Here is a 17,794-nt window from a genome sequence, read left to right as displayed (position 1 = left end):
AATGAATGGCGTCATGTCGCAGAGCAGCATCATCCTGGCCCTTTCGCTGGCCTATCTCGGCCTGCTCTTTGTCATCGCCCATGCCGGCGAGCGACACGCGGTGCGCTGGTCGCGCGGCCGGCTCGGACCGGTCATCTATGCCCTGTCGCTGGCAATTTACTGCACGTCCTGGACCTATTACGGATCGGTCGGCCGCGCCGTCACGAACGGCCTCGATTTCATCCTGATCTATGTCGGCCCGGCCCTGGTGATCCTGCTCGCCTGGCCGGTGCTGTTGCGCATTGTTGCAGTTGCGAAACAGCAGAACGTCACCTCGGTTGCGGATTTCCTGGGTGCCCGCTACGGCCGCAGCCGCGCCGTCGCCGTCCTGGCAACGCTGATCGCGGTGGTCGGCGCCATGCCCTATATCGCCCTGCAGCTCCAGGCCGTCTCCTTCAGCTTCGAGGCCCTGTCGGGCAAGGAGGTCGATGCGGCGCAGGACCCGGCGCTCCTCCCGATCTGGGAGGACAGCGCGCTCATCGTGACGCTGCTGATGGTGGCGTTCACCATCCTGTTCGGGGTGCGCCATGTCGAAGCCAGCGAACAGCATCGCGGCATGATGCTGGCGATCGCGATCGAATCCCTGGTCAAGCTGGTGGCGCTGCTGGCGGGCGGCGTGTTCGTGGTCTGGTGGATGTTCGAGGGGCCCGGCGATCTCTTTGCCGCGGCTGCGTCGCTGCCGGCCTATCAGGCGATCGTCGAGCCCAGCGTCAACGCCAACTGGGTCGCGCTGACCGTACTTTCCGGCTTTGCCTTCCTGTGCCTGCCGCGCCAGTTCCATGTCGCCGTCGTCGAGCACGATCACCCGGGGAGCCTTGGCCTCGCCCGCTGGACCTTCCCGCTCTATCTCCTGCTCATCAATATCTTCGTCATACCGGTCGCCCTGGCCGGGCTGGTCCGCCTCGACGGCCAATTCGCACCCGATTTTTATGTCCTCACCCTGCCCAATTCAGTCGGCGCCGACTGGCTGACCGCCTTTATCTTTATCGGCGGCCTATCGGCGGCGACCAGCATGGTGGCGGTCGCCTGCATGGCGCTCTCGGGCATGGTCAGCAACGAGTTGGTGATGCCCTGGCTGCTGCGGCGCGGCCGGCCCGGTGGCGCGCATTTCGGCCAGATCGGCCTGCTGGTGCGCCGCCTCGCCGTGGTGGTCGTGCTGCTTGCCGCCTATGCCTATTACCGCACCATCGCCGGTCTGCTGCCGCTGGTGACCATCGGCCTCATCTCCTTCTGCGCCGTCGCCAATTTCGCGCCGCCGCTGCTGATCGGCCTGTTCTGGCGTCGGGCCCATCGCTTTGGTGTGATTGCCGGGCTGATCGGCGGCTTCATCGTCTGGTTCTGGACCATCCTGTGGCCGACCATCCAGCCGAGCGAGATGGCGACGCTGCCACCCTGGGGCCCGCTGGCCTGGTTCGATCCGCTGGTGCGTGGTTTTGTCGTCGGCATGATCGTCAATGTGGCCCTTCTGGTCCTGGGGTCCTTCCTGGCGCGGCCGCTGGCACGGGACCGGCAACAGGCGATAGCTTTCGTCGGCGGCGACGAACCGGCCTCGAAGCGTCCACCGGCCGGCACGCCGCGCAGCGAAATCGACCAGCTTAGGGAACTGGCGGCGCGTTTTATCGGGCCGGAACGGGCCGAGGAGGCCTTCCGCGGCCTCGTGCTCACCGGCGCCGCGGCGGTCGAATTTACCGAGCGGCTGCTGTCGGGTACGATCGGTGCCGCCTCGGCCCGGGTTGTCGTCAATACTGCCCGGCGCAAGAGCCTGTGGATGCCGGGTAGCCTGTGGATGCCAGGCAGTATCCGCGAGATGCTGGACGAGGCGACCGCCGCGATCCGCTACAATGCCGACCTGCTGCGCCGCACGCTGGATCACATGGGCCTGGGCCTCGCGGTGTTCGATTCAACCGGCAAGCTCGAAGTCTGGAACGAGCGCTTTGCCATCTTGACCGACCTCGATCCCGCCAGTCTCGAGGTCGGCGTCAACCTGGCCACCCTGCCCGCCCATATTCCGTCGCTCGCGGCCGCGCTGGACCAGAAACAGCCGACCATGCGCGAATTCAAACTGGCCGATGGCGGTGTCACCGAATTGCGCGTCGATCCGCTGTCGGGTGGTGGCATCGTGGTTACCGCCAACGACGTGACCGAGCGGGTGCGCGCGGCGGAGGCACTGCGCGACAGCGAGCGGCGCATCCGCATCGTCACCGACAACGTGCCGGTGCTCATCGCCTATATCGACCGTGAGCGCCGCTACCGCTTCACCAACCGGCCCTATCAGGCGGCGCTGAAGGTGGCCGCCGGCGAGACCGACGGCAGGCTGGTCTCGGAGATACTGGGCGAGTCTCGCTATCGCCAGCTGAAGCCCTATGTTGACGCGGTGCTGGAGGGTCGGCCGCAGGTATTCGAGATCGAATTCCCGACCAATGACAGCAATATCGAGGTCGCGCGAGGCACCTACATTCCGCATGTCGACGAAAGCGGCCAGGTGCTGGGATTCTTCCTGCTCTATGTCGACATCACCGAGCGTCGCCAGGCCGAGGCCGCGCTGCGCAATGCCAACGAAGGGTTGGAGCGGCGCGTCGCCTTGCGCACGGCCGAACTGGAAACGGCGCGCGCGCGGGCCGAAGAGGCCAATATCGACAAGACGCGCTTCATCGCCGCCGCCAGCCACGACCTGCTGCAGCCGTTGCATGCCGCGCGCCTCTTCGCCGCGGCGCTGGCCGAGCGGCATCCGGAGGACGAGTTGGTCGCCAAGGTTGACCTCGGCCTGTCCTCGGTAGAGGCCCTGCTCGATGCCCTGCTCGACATTGCCAAGCTCGATTCCGGCGCCATCAAGGCGGAGCCGCGCGACATCGCGATCGGGCCGCTGCTGCGGTCGCTCTACGAGGCATTCACGCCTTTGGCCGAACGCGACGGCATGGAACTGCGCATGGTCGAGAGTTCCGCCTGGGTGAAGACCGATGCGGCACTGCTGCGGCGTGTGCTGCAGAACTACCTGTCGAACGCGATCCGCTACGGCCGCGGAAAATCGAGCCGACCGCGCGTTCTCATCGGCTGCCGGCGCCTCGGCAACCAGCTGCGCATCGAAGTGCGCGACAATGGCCCCGGCATCGCCACCGAGCAGCACGGCGTGATCTACCGGGAATTCATCCGCTTGCAGCGGCATTCGGGTACCGGTGACCGCGGCCTTGGCCTCGGCCTTGCCATCGTCGACCGGATCGCGCGCATGCTGGGCCATCGGCGCGATCTGGTGTCGATGCCGGGCAAGGGTGCTGCCTTCTCGATCGACGTGCCGCTGGCGACACCCGGCGCGGCGGCTTCCGCCGCCGACAGATTGCCGAACCCGGTCCAGGCCGGGATCCTTGCGAAATCGCCCTTCGTCGTCTGCATCGACGACGAGGCACAGGTACGCGAAGGCATGCAGATCCTGCTGGAAAGCTGGGGCTGCGAGGTGGTGACCGCGGACAGTGCCGACGACGCCCTCGCACAGACGGCTGCACGCGCGTCCGCGCCGGACCTGCTGCTGATCGACCTGCACCTGGGGGACGAGCAGGCGGACGGCCTTGCCGAGATCGAAAGGTTGCGAGCCGCCTGGGGACCGCATGTACCAAGTGTCCTCATCACCGCCAACCGCGACCCGGCGATGGTGCTGCGCGCGCGCGGACTCGGCCTCGACGTCCTGCACAAACCGGTGAAACCCGCAAAACTGCGCGCCCTCATCGCCCAGCGAGCCGCCGCCTGACAGCGCCGCTCCGGGGGCGTCCATGGGTTTTCTGGAAATGCAACGATGCTCCTCGCCACCGTTCTCGACCATGTCGCCGGGAGCGGACCCTCCCGGATGGAGCGGATGCCCCCAGAACGGGATGGCATGGCCATGGCCGTGGCATTAACGTGCCGCCCTGTTCTACTCAACCGGAGTCGCAGCAATGAACAAGCTTGGGGTGCACGCATTGGTCTGGACCGGCGGCTGGAATCCGCGCGAAGCCGCGCTGGCCGTGGAGCGGACGGCCGAACTGGGTTATGACCTCATCGAAATTCCTGCACTCGACCCCGCCGCCATCGATGTCACCTTGACCCGCAGGCTGGTCGAGGCCAGCGGGCTGGGTATCACGGTCTCGCTGGGCCTCGACGGCGAGGCCGATATCTCGAGCGAAGATGCGGACAAGGTGACGCGCGGCGAGAAGGTTCTCAATGACGCCCTCGCCGTCACGCGCGATATCGGCGGGACGCATATGTGCGGCATCCTCTATTCCGGTTTCCAGAAATATGCCGTGCCGGCGACGCCACGAGGGGTGGAAAACTCGGTCGACGTCCTGCGTCGCATCGCGGGGCGGGCCGCCGCGAGCAGTATCACTATTGGCCTCGAGGTGGTGAACAGATATGAGAGCAATGTGCTCAATACCGCCCGCCAGGCGGTGGATTTCTGCCGCCGGATCGACGCACCGAATGTAAAGGTGCATCTCGACACCTATCACATGAACATCGAGGAGAACGACATCGAGCAGGCGATCCTGACTGCCGGTGCGGATCTCGGCTATTTTCATATCGGCGAGTCAAACCGCGGCTATCTGGGTGCCGGCAACATCGATTTCGACAAGGTCTTCCGTGGCCTTGCCAGGCTCGATTACCGCGGCCCCATCACCTTCGAGAGTTTCTCCTCGACCGTGGTCGACCCGAGGCTGTCCGGCATACTCGCCATCTGGCGGAACTTGTGGGAAGATTCCCGCGACCTCGCCGGCCACGCCCGCGATTTCATCCGCGCCAATCTGAAGGCAGCGCGCGAAGCACAACTGCGCCAATAGGCAGGACGAGGGGGCGCGGCCGTTTGATCCGACCGCGCCCCGCATGTGGCTCAGTTTCACGCCACCAGTCTGCTTACTTCACGCCAAGCTTCACATCGATATTGTTGCGGGTCGCATTCGAGTAGGGGCAAACCTGATGCGCCTTCTCGACCAGCGCCTCGGCTTCGGCCTTGGCCACTCCCGGCAGCGAAATCTCAAGCGCCACCTCAAGGCCGAAGCCCCCGGCTGCCCGTGGACCGATACCGACTTCCGCCGTCACCGTCGCATCGACTGGCACCTTGGGGCCATCTTGCGAGGCCACGAACTTCATGGCGCCCAGAAAACAGGCGGCATAACCCGCGGCGAAGAGTTGCTCGGGGTTGTTGCCGGCACCGCCGGCGCCGCCCAGTTCCTTCGGCGTCGACAGGTTGACGCTCAGCGCCCCGTCGGCTGTCTGGGACTTGCCGTCGCGACCACCCGTCGCGGTCGCCTTGGTCCGATAGAGGACGTTCACGCTCATGATTTTCTCCTGATTGGCGTTGTGAGTGAGGATTTGCTGTCGCGCCGGGCCTCGGCTCCGTCGTCTGCGATATAGATAGATAGCTATTAAATTGTGCACAATGCAATAATCCATGCAGCAACGACATGTCTGGATTGCGCAATTATATTTTGCGCAATATATTACTTCGGTGGTTGCAAGGCATTAGATTGTCCGTTCTGGCGATGCGATCGCCGGGCTGACCGCGCGCAACAATGCGCCACTTCCCCAGCCAAGGATGGCGGTAGATCATGCCCAAGGACCCGCTTCAGCTATCCGAGCAGCTTTGCTTCTCAGTCTATTCGACGGCGCATGCCTTCAACCATTTCTACAAGCGCTTGCTGGCCCCGCTCGGCATTACCTATCCGCAATATCTGGTGATGCTGGTCCTGTGGGAAGCCGACCAGGTGACGGTGAAGGAGATCGGCGGCCGGCTGCAGCTCGATTCCGGTACGCTGACGCCGCTGCTGAAGCGGCTGGAAAGCGCCCGGCTGGTGACCCGCACGCGCGACGCGGCCGACGAGCGACAGGTCCGCATTGGCCTGACACCCGCGGGGCGCACCTTGCGCGAGGCGGCGCACGACATTCCGCGCCAAGTAGCCGAGGCGATCGGCCGGGAGGTACCGGAGATCGCCCATTTGCGCCGCCAGATCAACCTGCTGCGGGACTCGCTCGCCGCGGCCGCCGACACCGCCTCCACCAACCGGCCGTGATCAATCCGGCGCTGTGGCCGTTTGGGCCAAGGGGGTCGGGCCGGGGGCGAGGCGCTGTGCCAGGATCACCGCCTGGGTGCGTGAACTGACCCCGAGCTTTCGCAGGATTTCGGTCACATGAGCCTTTACGGTCGGCTCGCTGATCTGCATCTCGTAGGCGATCAGCTTGTTCGCCTTGCCCTCGACCATCAGCGACAATACGCGATGCTGCTGCGGCGTCAGTTGCGCGGCCCGACGCGCCAGGTCCTGGTCGGGGTCGGCCACCGTCTCGCCATGTGCATCCTCCGGCAGCCAGACGGCACCGGCCAGGATCGCCTGCACGGCTTCGACGAAGCGGTCTGCCGCCGCCAGCTTGGGAATGAACCCGGCCGCCCCCATGGTAATCGCCTGGCGCATCGCCGCCGGGTTGGTCGTTGCCGAGACGATCGCTACCGGTACGCTGGGATGGGCGTTGCGCAAGGCAGCGAGGCCCGAAAGGCCAAGCATGCCCGGCATGTCGAGATCGAGAATGACGAGATCGACCTCGCCGCCAGCGTCCAGTGCCGCCTGGGTCTCCGCCAGGGATCCGGCCTGGGCAATGCGCGCCCCTGGAAAGGCGCCGGCCAGGGCCAGGGCCAGGGCATCGCGCACCATCGGGTGATCGTCGGCGACGACAAAGGACAACCCTGCCGCAGCGGCCGGTCCGACCATCCCGGCGGCGCCCTGCGTTTCCGTGTCGTCTGGCCCGGCCACCTGCATGTCCCCCAATGCCACGCCTCCCACCACGACGCTTGCCGCGTCCGTTCGTCTTGTTGGCATCCAGAATACACAAGTGGTCGCAGATCGAAAGCGCGGACCACCATATGTCGATTTTTGATCTTTTTGCAGCGCAGCATGAAATCAGCGGGCAATGTGACCCCGGTCGCTTGACCGGCAAACCGACACCGCGCTTCCGGCCACCTCGGTTGCTGCGTCGCGGAACTGCACTGTAGAGTGCGCCCGCTGGACCGGCGTGGCACACAGAATCGGGAACAGCAGGCAGAAATACGACTTTGATCCAGCGAGCAGCGACCGGCGGCAAGCAAGCGAATGGCCAGTTCCATATCCGACACGGGCAATAACACGGACCGCACCATCGACGCCGGCAGCGTCCAGCCCGGCGATTCCAGCGCGCTCGATTTCGCCGCATCGCTGGCGCGTTCATTTGCCGCCTCCCTCAATGTCGATGCGACCGTCCGACAGGCCCTCGGTTCCATCATTCAGTTGCTGGAAACGGAAGCCGGCTCGTTGTTTCTGATCGACGATGCCGGAAGCCAGCTGATCTGCCGCGCCAGTGCCGGTCCGGTAAAGATCGACGGCCTCACGGTACCACTGGGCCAAGGCATCGTCGGCCGGACCGTCGCCGAGGATCGCCTGATTGCGGTCGAAGATGCCTATGAGGACAGAAGTTTCTTCAAGGCGGCGGACCAGCGGACCGGCTTTCATACGCGTTCGGTCCTGTGCGCACCGATGCGGGTGGGCGAAAAGCTGATCGGCGCCGTCCAGGTCCTCAACAAGCGCTCCGGCCACCCCTTCGACGCGCGCGACAGCAACATGCTGCAGGTGATGGCGAACGCCGCGGCGCTCGCCATTTCCAATGCACGCCTCGCCGACCAGTTGCTGGAACAGGAGCGCATCAAGCGCGAGCTGGAACTCGCCTCCGAGATCCAGCGCAGCTTGCTGCCCGGCGTCGATTCCGACCTGCCGATCTGCGGCATCAATCGGCCGATCCGCGAGGTATCCGGCGATTTCTATGACTATTTTGAACTGCCCGACGGCACCATCGCATTTGCTCTTGGCGATGTATCCGGCAAGGGCATGAACGCGGCCCTCCTGATGGCCAAGACGGCTAGCCTCTTCCGCTGCCTCGGCAAGACTATCCGCGACCCGGCGCGGCTGCTCTCGATCCTCAATCGCGAGATCTGCGAGACCACCAGCCGCGGCATGTTCTGCACCATGCTGGCTGGCCTCTACGAACCGGCCACGGGGCTCCTGCGCTATGCCAATGCCGGGCATCTGCCGCCCCTGATCAAATTCCCGGACCGGCTATACGAGACGGTGGCGCCGGACGCACCGCCGCTCGGTATCGTCAGCGACGCGCAATTCGTCGATCACGAGATCAACCTCAACGGCGGCCTGTTCGTCGCCTTCTCCGACGGCCTCACCGAGTTCCGCTATGGCGAGGAGGAATTGGGTACCGACGGACTCAACCTGCTGCTCGACAACGCCCAGCACAAGCCGATCGCACAGCGACTGGATGCGGTGCTGCGCGAGCTGGACCAGGGCGGCTGGCAGGCGAGGGACGACCTGACCCTGCTGGCGATCGACGATTGCACTGCCGGCCGCGCCTTTCAGCGCGACCATCGCGGCGACCCGGCGGCGCCGACCGAGGCCGAGTTCCTGTTCGGCCTCAGCTTCATGGCCGAACCCAGCCGCCTGAAGTTGATGCGTGCCTCGCTGCGCGCCGCGGCGCGCGCCTGCCGCTTTGACGAAGATGAAATCCAGGACCTGCTGCTGGCAGCCGGCGAGGCCGTCGAGAACATCATGATCCACGCCTATGGCAGCGGCAAGAAGGGCGAGATCACCCTGGCCGTGCACCGCCTGCCGGATGGAATCATGCTGCGGCTGCGGGATTTTGCACCGCGGGTCGATGCGGCTAAGATAGAGCCGCGGCCGCTCGACGAGGTGCGGCCCGGGGGATTGGGGACGCATTTCATCCGGGCCATCATGGACGATGCCAGTTTCATTCCCCTGCCGGACGGGGAAGGGAATCTGCTGGAATTGGTCAAGCGGCGGCGTACCGGGCCGGAGACGGTGGGCGACAGCCCGGCTGGCGTCCCGCCGGATTCTGGCGTCTCGCCGGATTCCGGGGGCGGGTCGGATTCGCCGCGGGGCAAACCGGGTGTCGGCATGGACAGCAAGGATCGGATCTAGGGGATGACGGTAACCAGTATCAAAGAGGAACAGGGGCGCACTGTGATCGCCCTGTCCGGTGAAATCGACCTCGAGAATGCCGGGGACGTGCGCAAGGCGCTGCTCGCCGCGCTGAAGCACAAGAAGGATGTGCTGGTCGACCTGTCGGCGGTCAGCTACATCGATTCATCCGGCATCGCCAGCCTGGTCGAAGGCCTGCAGGTCGCGCGCAAGCAGAAGAACGAGTTGAGCCTGGTGGCGGTCAGTGCGCGGGCGCTCCGCGTCCTCGAACTGGCGCGGCTCGACAAGGTGTTTTCCATTCACCCCGACATCGCCTCGGCGATCGCGGCCAGGCCCTGATTCCGGGCCTGAGCAGGGACCGGAGCGAGACCGCAGCCAATGGCAAATCCAGCCAAGATATTCGAGCAGATCGGCCGGCGTACGATCGCGGGCCTCGACGAGATGGGCTATGCCGCGGCGCTCTTCTGCGAGGCGATCTACTGGACCCTGACCGGTTGGCGCCAGCGTCAGCCGGTGCGCCTGAATTCCGTCATGGCGGCAATGGCCGAAATCGGCGTCGCCGCCATGCCCATCGCCACCCTGCTCGCCGCCACGATCGGCCTGATGCTGGCAATCCAGAGTCTCTACAGCCTCGGCCTGTTCGGCGCCGAGGCCTATGCCTATATCGGCATCGCCCTCTCGGTGGTGCGCGAGTTCAGCCCGATGATCATGGGCATCCTGGTGGCTGGTCGCTCCGGCTCGGCGATCGCGGCGAGACTCGCCACCATGAACATTAACCAGGAGGTCGACGCCCTGATGGTGATGGGCATCAACCCGGTCCGCTTCCTCGTCTCGCCGGTACTCATCGCGCTTGTCATCATGATGCCGTGTCTGGCCATGTGGGCCAATCTGGTCTCGATCCTCGCCGCCGGCCTCTATGTCTCGGCCGAGCTCAACCAGTCCTTCGGCGCCTATCTCAACGACACGATGGATATCCTCAAGACCGAAGACGTCTGGCACGGCCTCGGCAAGGCGGCGCTGTTCGGCATCATCATCGCCCTGGTCGGGGTGGTGAACGGATCGCTGGTCAAGGGCGGGGCGGAGGGTGTCGGACGCGTCACCACCCGATCGGTCGTCCTCTCGGTGACGCTGATCGTCGTTGCCGACATGGTCTTTGCCTATATGACAACGCGGTGAGCCGATGACGTCGCCCATCATGACCGCCGCCAACCGCCCCAGCGCCGAGGAACTCCGTTCCCGCCCGAAGGTGATCGAGGTCGACCATCTCGACTTTTCCTTCGGCACGCGTCAGGTGCTTTTCGACATCGATCTCGACGTGCGCGAAGGCGAGATCATGGTGATCATGGGCGGTTCCGGCTCCGGCAAGACCACGTTGCTGCGGCACCTGGTCGGCCTGATGCCGCCGCAGCCGGGCCGCGTCCGCCTGCTGGGCCGCGACCTCGGCCAGCTGAAGGGCCGCAAGCTCCTCGACCTGAAGCGCCGCATCGGCGTCGCCTTCCAGTTCGGCGCCCTCTTTTCCTCGCTCTCGGTGGCCGAGAACGTGAAGCTGCCGCTGCGCGAGCTGACCGATCTCGAGGAGCGTACCATGGACATCATGGCCAATATGAAGCTGGAGGTATGTAACCTCTCCGGCTTCGGCCACTTGATGCCGTCCGATCTTTCCGGCGGCATGATGAAGCGCGCCTCGATTGCGCGCGCCATCGTCATGGACCCAAAGCTGGTGTTCCTCGACGAGCCTTCCTCGGGCCTCGACCCCGTCGTCTCCTCGGCGCTCGACGACCTTATCCTGAAACTGCGCGATGCCATGGACATCTCGGTCGTGGTGGTAAGTCACGACGTCGAGAGCGCCTTCAAGATCGCCGACCGCATCACCATTCTCGACAAGGGACACATCCTGATCAGCGACCGTGTCGAGGCGGTGCGCAATTCGCCGAACGAGCGAGTGCAGAACCTGCTGCACCGCCGTTCCGAACAGATCGATCTCGATCCAACCGAATATCTGCGCCGCCTGGCTGGCGATTAGCGCATGGGGGAGTCAGCAGCCAAATGCGAAGCCATTTCCTGAACTACACGGTCGTCGGCGTGTTTGTCGCCGCGATGATCGTCGCCCTGGTCGTGGTGCTGTCGATGCTGGCCGGCCGGACCGGACCGACCGACCAGTACTCCATCGTGCTGGATGACGTCACCGACGTGAAATACGGCACGCTGGTGCGCTATGCCGGCTTCCCGGTCGGGCAGGTCGAGGCGATCAAGCCCGAGCTTGCCGATGGCCGCTATCGCTTCCGCCTGCATATCTCGGTGCAGCAGGGCTGGCAGTTCCCGACGGATTCGGTGGCGCGCATTGCGGCTTCCAGTTTTCTCGCCGCCAAGACCATCGAAATCAGGGGTAGCAATACCGCGACGGCGATCGAGCCGGGTGGCGAGATTGCCGGCGGCCGTTCCGCTGACATGTTCTCGCTGATGGCCGATGTAGCGGCCGAGATCGGCGATCTGTCGCAATCCTCGTTGAAACCGCTGGTCGCCAAGATCGGCGACATCATCGAGCGCGTCGGCAACACCACCGAGACGAATATCAGGGATCTGCTGGGTTCGCTCAACAACATCGCCAGCGAAGTTGAGACCAAGACGCCCGCCATTGTCGGCAATGTCGAGACCTTCACCACGCAGCTAAATGTCGAGATGGCCAAGATCGACCGGCTGCTGTCGGAGAAAAACATGGCCGCGGTCGACAATTCCCTGGCCAATATCGAGCGGACCACCGCCAATGCCGAGGCGGCAAGCCGCGACCTGCAGGCGCTGGGTGCCAGGATCGTCGCCGTCGCCGACCAGATCCACGGCGTTGTGCAGGACAACCGCAAGAACGTCGACAAATCCATCGCCGATCTTGAATATGTCCTGCGCGCGGTAGCGCAGAACATCGATTCCATCACCCGCAACCTCGACGGAACGGCCCGCAACATGAACGAGTTCAGCCGCCTCATCCGCCAGAATCCTGGCCTGCTGCTGTCGGGCGGCAGCCCCGCGGCCGATCCCGGCCTGTCGCCGACGGGAGGCAGCCAATGACCGGGCGCCTTCTTCGCTGCGGCTTTGCCGCCCTGCTGGCGGCGACGCTGGCCGGCTGTTTCGGTGCGGCACCGCCGGTGCCAAAGGAGCAGTATTTCCGCCTGACCGCCAGCAGCGAGGCGGCGCCGATCGGCAATCCGCTGGCTGGTATCATCGAGGTACCGCCGTTGCTGTCGGAGGGCGTGCTGGGCGAGCGGCCGCTGCTGTTCACGGCCAATGGCGGACAGAAGCTCGAGCAGCGCAACTATGCCTATTGGACCGATCCGCCGCCCGCCATGCTGCGCGACCAGCTGGTCGCCTATCTGAGCCGGGCCGGCATCGCGGATCGGGTGGTACCCAGCGAGTTGCGCATCGCCTCGCAATACCGCCTGCAGGGCCGCATCCTGCGCCTGGAGCAGATCGCCGGCGACAGCTATGGCGGCGTGATCGCGCTGGAACTGTCCCTGATCGACAAGTCCGACGACCGCATCCTGGTCCGGGGCCAGTACCAGTCGAACCAGCAAACGGCTGGCGAAAACATCGACGATGCGGTAAACGCCCTCAATACCGGGCTTAACGAGATCCTGGCGGATTTCGTGGCCGATGTGGCACAGCGCTCCTGACATGGGCGCCGCGCCGCCCGACTGACCGAAACCGATTATTCTGAAGGATCAATTTGATGTCCCGTGGCGCCCTCAAGGTTCACGATCTTCCGGCCGACAAGATCAAGTCGCTGACTGCCTGCATAATTTCGACATCCAAGGGCGACATGAAGCTGGAGATGTATCCCGACGCCGCCCCCAATACGGTCGCCAATTTCTACGTCCTGGCCGAGGACAAGTTCTATGACGGGCTCAATTTTCACCGTGTCATCCCGGGATTCGTCGCCCAGGGCGGCTGCCCCCACGGCACCGGCACCGGCGGCCCGGACTGGCGTATCGCCTGCGAAACCAAGGGCAACCCGCACAAGCATGTCGAGGGCTCGCTCTCCATGGCCCATGCCGGGCGCGATACCGGCGGCTCGCAATTTTTTCTGGTTCTGGAACCGCAGCCGCATCTCGACGGCATGCATACGGTGTTCGGTCAGGTGGTCGAGGGTCTCGACGTCCTACAATCCCTAGAGATCGGCGACGAGATCAACCACATCCGCTTCGAATGAGGACAAAATAGGCAAAGATGGATAAAATGCCAGACTTGCCTTTCGCGTCAATGCGTTAGGCCTGAAATCGAAACCACTTGTTAAGAACTCGCCCTTAACCTACCCCCATGAAGGCACCACTGAGCGAGCCGGCACCCTGCCGCGCCTCGCCGCTAGAAACGGGGAAGAAACATGGGGCGCGCGTTGTTGAACTGGCTGCCGTGGCACCGCAACACGAATATCCTGGCCGAGGAGCAGGTGGACCGGGTCGATGTGGGTTCGGTGCTGATCGAGATCTCGGACAAGCTTCCGGCGCACATGTATGCGCATTGGCGGGTCGAAAAGCGCTTTAACGGGCCCGGCGACCGCACCCATGTCGCGCTGCGCAATGTCAGCGATCCATACACGCACAAGCTGATCGCGGTCTCCGCCCTGGTCTCCGCGCGCCGCTTCCAACTGGTTGACGGCATTACTGCCCACTGACCGCCACAGCGGGGGTGCGCCGCGTCCGGGCGCTGCTAATGCAGCAGCACTGCGCCCAGCGCAACCAGGCTGACCGAGGCATAACGCCGGGCGCGGAAGCGTTCCTTCAGCAGATAGGCGCTCATCAGCGCGGCAAAGATGACGCTGGTTTCCCTGAGCGCACTCACATGGGCGAAGGCACCGGATTTCATCGCGAAGATCGCGATGCCATAGGCTCCGGCGGACAGCGTGCCGCCGGCCAGGCCCAGTTTCCAGCCCCGCCCCCAATATCGCATGGCCGGCCCGATACCACGGCGCCACAGGCAATAGGCCACCAGCAGCGGCGCATCGAGGGCGAACAGCCAGGCGATATAGCCGAATTGCTGCGCCTCGGCCGGGCCGGCATGGCGGATGCCGAGGCCGTCGCACAGCGTATAGCCCATGATGCACAGGCCGGTCAGCAGGCCGAACACGATCGGTTCCCATTTGTGGGCGCCGGTCAGCGGCTTCTCGGCGGCAAGGCTGAGAATGCCGAAGGAGATCGCGGCCACGCCCGCGATTTGCCAGCCGGCCAGCACCTCATGCGGCGGCAGCAGCCAGGCCGATACCGCGACCAGCAACGGCGCCGAGCCGCGCGCGATCGGATAGACCAGCGACAATTCGCCGTGCCGATAGGCCAGCACCAGGAACAGGTAATAGCCGAGATGGGTGAGCAGTGAGCCAAGAAGATAGGGCCAGCTTGCCGGGTCCGGGATCGCCGTCACGAAAAGAAAGGGCAAGGCGATGACCCCGGCCAGCCCCATGGTAAGCCCCATGTTGAGCAGCGTGTCGTTGCCGATCTTGACCATGACGTTCCAGCCGGCATGCATCACGGCGGCCAGCAGAACGAGCAGTGTCATCGTGAGGGAAAGGTCGGACATGGCGGCCGGCACCATGCCACAGGCCCCGGCGCCCACCCAATTGCTTGTTTCGATGGCAACATCGGCAAAACCGCATAGGTTGCGGCCCGCTACATCGGAGCGTGGGCGGCGGCGCTCCACGGCTTGCCTCGCGCCGCTGGGCCGTTGCACTATGTCCGGCATCCTGCCGCGCAGCCCCCGGAGTGACATGCCGCGCAAAGCCGTCCGCAAATTCGCCTGGGCAGACCTGCCGGACGACCAGCTCCTGAAGCTCCGCCTCAGGGACCTCAAGGTCACGGTGGAAGGGACCTGGCTCGAAGGCTGCCTCGAGCATCTCTATCAGGAACTGGGGCAGCGCGGCCTCTCGATCCGCCCGCATGCCTGGATCTCGGATGAATGGTTCAGCCCGGACACAACCCCCGGCATCGCGATCCCCTTCTACCTCGCGCATCCCCGTCTGATGCGGCTCGAGCGCAAGAAGATCATCGACGTCGAAGGCGGCACGGTACCGGAATGCATGCGCATCCTGCGCCACGAGGCGGGGCATGTGATCCAGCACGCCTACCAGCTGCACCGCCGCCGCCGCTGGCAGGAGTTGTTCGGCCGTTCATCGACCCGCTATCCCGATTTCTACCGGCCCAACCCGGCCAGCAAGAACTACGTCCAGCATCTTCGCCTGTGGTACGCCCAGAGCCATCCGGACGAGGATTTCGCCGAGACCTTTGCAGTCTGGCTGCGCCCGCGCTCCGACTGGCGCAAGCGCTATGCCGACTGGCCGGCGCTCAAGAAGCTGGTTTATGTCGACGAACTGATGGCCGAGATCGCCGGCGAGAAGCCCCTGCTCACCAGGCGCCACAAGGTCGACCCGCTGAGCCAGATCAACCGGACGCTGGGCGAGCATTACGAAAAGAAGCAGAGTTTCTATGTGGCGGATTCTCCGACCATCTATGACCGCGATCTCAAGCGCATCTTCAGCGACGGCGGCCGCCATCGCCGGGCGCCCACCGCTGCCGCCTTCCTGCGCCGGCACCGCGCCCGCATCCGCCGCTCGGTTGCACAATGGACCGGGGAGTACCAGTTGACCCTGGATGCCGTGCTCGATGCGATGATCGCCCGCTGTCGACAGCTGAAACTGCGTGCGGCCGGGCCGGAACGGCAGATGGTGACGGATTTCACCGTGCTGCTGACCGCCAAGACCGTGCACTCGCTCTATTCGCCTTCGCGCCGGGAATGGTTCGCCCTATGAAGAAGAAACTGCGTGTGCTGGTGCTGATGCACCCCGATTTCCTGCCGCCGGATTCCCTCAAGGGAGTGAGCGAAAAGGAGAAGCATGTCTGGAAAACCGAATATGATGTGGTCTCGACCCTGCGCGGTAGCGGCCATGAGGTCCTGCCCCTCGGCGTGCAGCACGAGTTGAAGCCGATCCGCGACACGATCGAGGAATGGAAGCCGGACGTCGTCTTCAACCTGCTCGAGCAGTTCCATGGCGAAACCGCCTATGACCAGAATGTGGCGAGCTATCTCGAGCTGATGCGCATTCCCTATACCGGCTGCAATTCCAGGGGGTTGATGCTGGCACGCGGCAAGGCGCTCTCGAAAAAGCTGCTGTCCTACCATCGCATCCCGACGCCCGCCTTCGCCGTCTTTCCGATCGGCCGCAAGATACGCCGCCCGGCGCGGCTCGGCTTTCCCCTGATCGTCAAGAGCCTGACCGAAGATTCTTCGGTCGGCATTGCCCAGGCCTCTCTGGTCGACAATGACGAGAAGCTGGCCGAACGGGTCACCTTCATCCACCAGCGGGTCGGCACCGACGCCATCGTCGAGCAGTTCATCGATGGGCGCGAACTTTATGTCGGCGTCTTCGGCAATGACCGGCTGCGCGTCCTGCCGATATGGGAGCTGGAATTCGGCGACACCGGTGGTGCGCGCCGGCGCATCGCCACCGAGCGGGTCAAGCACGACATCGACTACCAGGAACGGCGCGGTATCCTGCAGGGCGCCGCCAGGGACATCTCGCCGGAACTGCGTACCCGCATCCGCCAGACCGTGAAGCGCATCTGCCGTACGCTGGAACTCGATGGCTATGTCCGCATCGACTTCCGCCTCACCGCAGAGGGCGTTCCCTATTTCCTCGAGGCCAACCCCAACCCGGAGATCGCGCGCGAAGAGGAATTCGCCTCCTCCGCCGCCCATGACGGCATCGACTACGCGACGCTGCTCAACAAGATTGTCGCCCTCGGCATCCGGCGCGCGCATTCCGCCTAGCGTAACCGGGCAGCACCTTGCTCAATCCAGGTCCATCAGGGAGCGCGCGAACTCCTGCGGCGTGAAGGGCTTCAGGTCGTCCGGCCCCTCGCCAACGCCGATCGCCACGACCGGCAGCTTGAAGCGCTCGGCCAGGGCCACAAGGACGCCGCCCTTGGCGGATCCATCGAGCTTGGTCAGCACCAGACCGCTGACATCGCAGACCTGCTTGAATATCTCGACCTGCGAATGCGCGTTCTGGCCGACTGTCGCATCCAGCACCAGCAGGCAGTCATTCGGTGCCGTGGCATCGATCTTCCGAATGACGCGGAGGATCTTGGCCAGTTCCTCCATCAGCCCCGCCTTGTTCTGCAGGCGGCCCGCAGTATCGATCAGCAGCAGATCGATGCCCTGCTCCTTTGCCGCCTGAACGGCGTCGAAGGCAAGCCCCGCCGGATCGGCCCCCTCGCCGCGCGCGATCACCGGCACGTTCGCACGCTCGCCCCAGATTTTCAGCTGCTCGACCGCGGCAGCACGGAAGGTATCGCCCGCCGCCAGCATGACCTTCTTGCCCTGCGCCTGATAGAGCCTGGCCAGCTTGCCGATGGTGGTGGTCTTGCCCGACCCGTTGACGCCGACCACCAGGACGACATGGGGCCGGGCCGGGCCGATGGCCAGCGGCTTCGCCACCGGCTCCAGCATCCGGGCGATTTCGCCGGCGAAGATGCCGCGCACCTCCTCGACCGAGACTTCCTTGTCGAAGCGATCGCGCGCCAGGACGGCGGTAAGCCGCGCCGCGGTGGCCGGACCGAGATCGGCGGCGATCAGCGCCTCCTCCAACTCGTCGATCAGCGCCTGGTCGAGCTTCCGCCTGGTGAAAATGCCGGCGAAGCTCTCGGTGATCTTGGCGGAAGAACGGCTGAGGCCAGCCTTGAGGCGCCCGAACCAGCCGCGTTTCTCGACACTCGTATCCTGCGTCATGGGACTCG

General features: G+C 64.7%; 17 protein-coding genes. 13 read left to right on the top strand and 4 right to left on the bottom strand.

Going from position 1 to position 17,794, the window contains the following annotated elements; all coding sequences use genetic code 11:
* Positions 1-13: 13 nt before the first annotated feature.
* Positions 14-3,778: a hybrid sensor histidine kinase/response regulator gene (locus A8950_RS07650; RefSeq protein ID WP_166645050.1), complete on the top strand. Its 3,765-nt coding sequence runs from the start codon at positions 14-16 to the stop codon at positions 3,776-3,778.
* A 184-nt stretch (positions 3,779-3,962) separates the two neighbouring features.
* Positions 3,963-4,838, top strand: a complete 876-nt coding sequence (locus tag A8950_RS07645; protein ID WP_133613033.1) for a sugar phosphate isomerase/epimerase family protein — start codon at positions 3,963-3,965, stop codon at positions 4,836-4,838.
* Positions 4,839-4,911: 73 nt separating this feature from the next.
* Here A8950_RS07645 and A8950_RS07640 read toward each other — a convergent pair whose 3' ends face one another.
* Positions 4,912-5,337, bottom strand: coding sequence for an organic hydroperoxide resistance protein (locus tag A8950_RS07640; protein ID WP_133613032.1), 426 nt, complete (start codon positions 5,335-5,337; stop codon positions 4,912-4,914).
* Between the two features lie 269 nt (positions 5,338-5,606).
* Between A8950_RS07640 and A8950_RS07635 the strand changes: the two genes are divergently transcribed.
* On the top strand, positions 5,607-6,068 hold the full coding sequence (locus tag A8950_RS07635) for a MarR family winged helix-turn-helix transcriptional regulator (protein WP_133613031.1): 462 nt from the start codon (positions 5,607-5,609) through the stop codon (positions 6,066-6,068).
* Here the strand turns inward: A8950_RS07635 and A8950_RS07630 are convergent, their stop codons facing one another.
* On the bottom strand, positions 6,069-6,821 hold the full coding sequence (locus tag A8950_RS07630) for a response regulator (protein WP_243735563.1): 753 nt from the start codon (positions 6,819-6,821) through the stop codon (positions 6,069-6,071).
* Positions 6,822-7,136: 315 nt separating this feature from the next.
* Here A8950_RS07630 and A8950_RS07625 point away from each other — a divergent pair, with 315 nt between their 5' ends.
* The 8 genes from A8950_RS07625 to A8950_RS07590 all read left to right on the top strand — a co-directional run bounded on the left by A8950_RS07625 (position 7,137) and on the right by A8950_RS07590 (position 13,683).
* Complete coding sequence (locus A8950_RS07625; protein WP_133613030.1) at positions 7,137-9,020, top strand: ATP-binding SpoIIE family protein phosphatase; 1,884 nt, start codon at positions 7,137-7,139, stop codon at positions 9,018-9,020.
* Between the two features lie 3 nt (positions 9,021-9,023).
* Positions 9,024-9,359, top strand: coding sequence for an STAS domain-containing protein (locus tag A8950_RS07620; protein ID WP_133613029.1), 336 nt, complete (start codon positions 9,024-9,026; stop codon positions 9,357-9,359).
* Positions 9,360-9,398: 39 nt separating this feature from the next.
* Positions 9,399-10,196, top strand: a complete 798-nt coding sequence (locus A8950_RS07615; protein ID WP_133613028.1) for an MlaE family ABC transporter permease — start codon at positions 9,399-9,401, stop codon at positions 10,194-10,196.
* 4 nt (positions 10,197-10,200) lie between these two features.
* Positions 10,201-11,043, top strand: a complete 843-nt coding sequence (locus tag A8950_RS07610; RefSeq protein WP_243735562.1) for an ABC transporter ATP-binding protein — start codon at positions 10,201-10,203, stop codon at positions 11,041-11,043.
* A gap of 23 nt (positions 11,044-11,066) precedes the next feature.
* Complete coding sequence (locus tag A8950_RS07605) at positions 11,067-12,083, top strand: MlaD family protein (protein WP_133613027.1); 1,017 nt, start codon at positions 11,067-11,069, stop codon at positions 12,081-12,083.
* Entirely contained in the window at positions 12,080-12,685 is a 606-nt protein-coding gene (locus tag A8950_RS07600; protein ID WP_133613026.1) for an ABC-type transport auxiliary lipoprotein family protein, read from the top strand. Before A8950_RS07605 ends, A8950_RS07600 begins: the two co-directional genes overlap by 4 nt.
* Positions 12,686-12,741: 56 nt before the next feature.
* A complete protein-coding gene (locus A8950_RS07595; protein ID WP_133613025.1) occupies positions 12,742-13,221 on the top strand; it encodes a peptidylprolyl isomerase in 480 nt (159 codons plus the stop codon).
* A gap of 171 nt (positions 13,222-13,392) precedes the next feature.
* Complete coding sequence (locus tag A8950_RS07590) at positions 13,393-13,683, top strand: hypothetical protein (RefSeq protein ID WP_133613024.1); 291 nt, start codon at positions 13,393-13,395, stop codon at positions 13,681-13,683.
* A 35-nt stretch (positions 13,684-13,718) separates the two neighbouring features.
* Here the strand turns inward: A8950_RS07590 and A8950_RS07585 are convergent, their stop codons facing one another.
* Complete coding sequence (locus A8950_RS07585) at positions 13,719-14,582, bottom strand: EamA family transporter (protein WP_166645049.1); 864 nt, start codon at positions 14,580-14,582, stop codon at positions 13,719-13,721.
* Positions 14,583-14,769: 187 nt separating this feature from the next.
* Between A8950_RS07585 and A8950_RS07580 the strand changes: the two genes are divergently transcribed.
* Both A8950_RS07580 and A8950_RS07575 read left to right on the top strand, forming a co-directional pair.
* Entirely contained in the window at positions 14,770-15,807 is a 1,038-nt protein-coding gene (locus A8950_RS07580; protein WP_133613022.1) for a putative zinc-binding metallopeptidase, read from the top strand.
* Positions 15,804-16,826: a D-alanine--D-alanine ligase family protein gene (locus A8950_RS07575; protein ID WP_208109784.1), complete on the top strand. Its 1,023-nt coding sequence runs from the start codon at positions 15,804-15,806 to the stop codon at positions 16,824-16,826. Before A8950_RS07580 ends, A8950_RS07575 begins: the two co-directional genes overlap by 4 nt.
* Positions 16,827-16,847: 21 nt before the next feature.
* Here A8950_RS07575 and ftsY read toward each other — a convergent pair whose 3' ends face one another.
* Complete coding sequence (gene ftsY / locus A8950_RS07570) at positions 16,848-17,786, bottom strand: signal recognition particle-docking protein FtsY (protein WP_133613020.1); 939 nt, start codon at positions 17,784-17,786, stop codon at positions 16,848-16,850.
* Between the last annotated feature and the right edge of the window lie 8 nt (positions 17,787-17,794).

This window comes from Dongia mobilis, assembly GCF_004363235.1.
GTDB lineage: Bacteria > Pseudomonadota > Alphaproteobacteria > Dongiales > Dongiaceae > Dongia > Dongia mobilis.
This window is presented reverse-complemented; position numbering and strand designations above follow the sequence as displayed.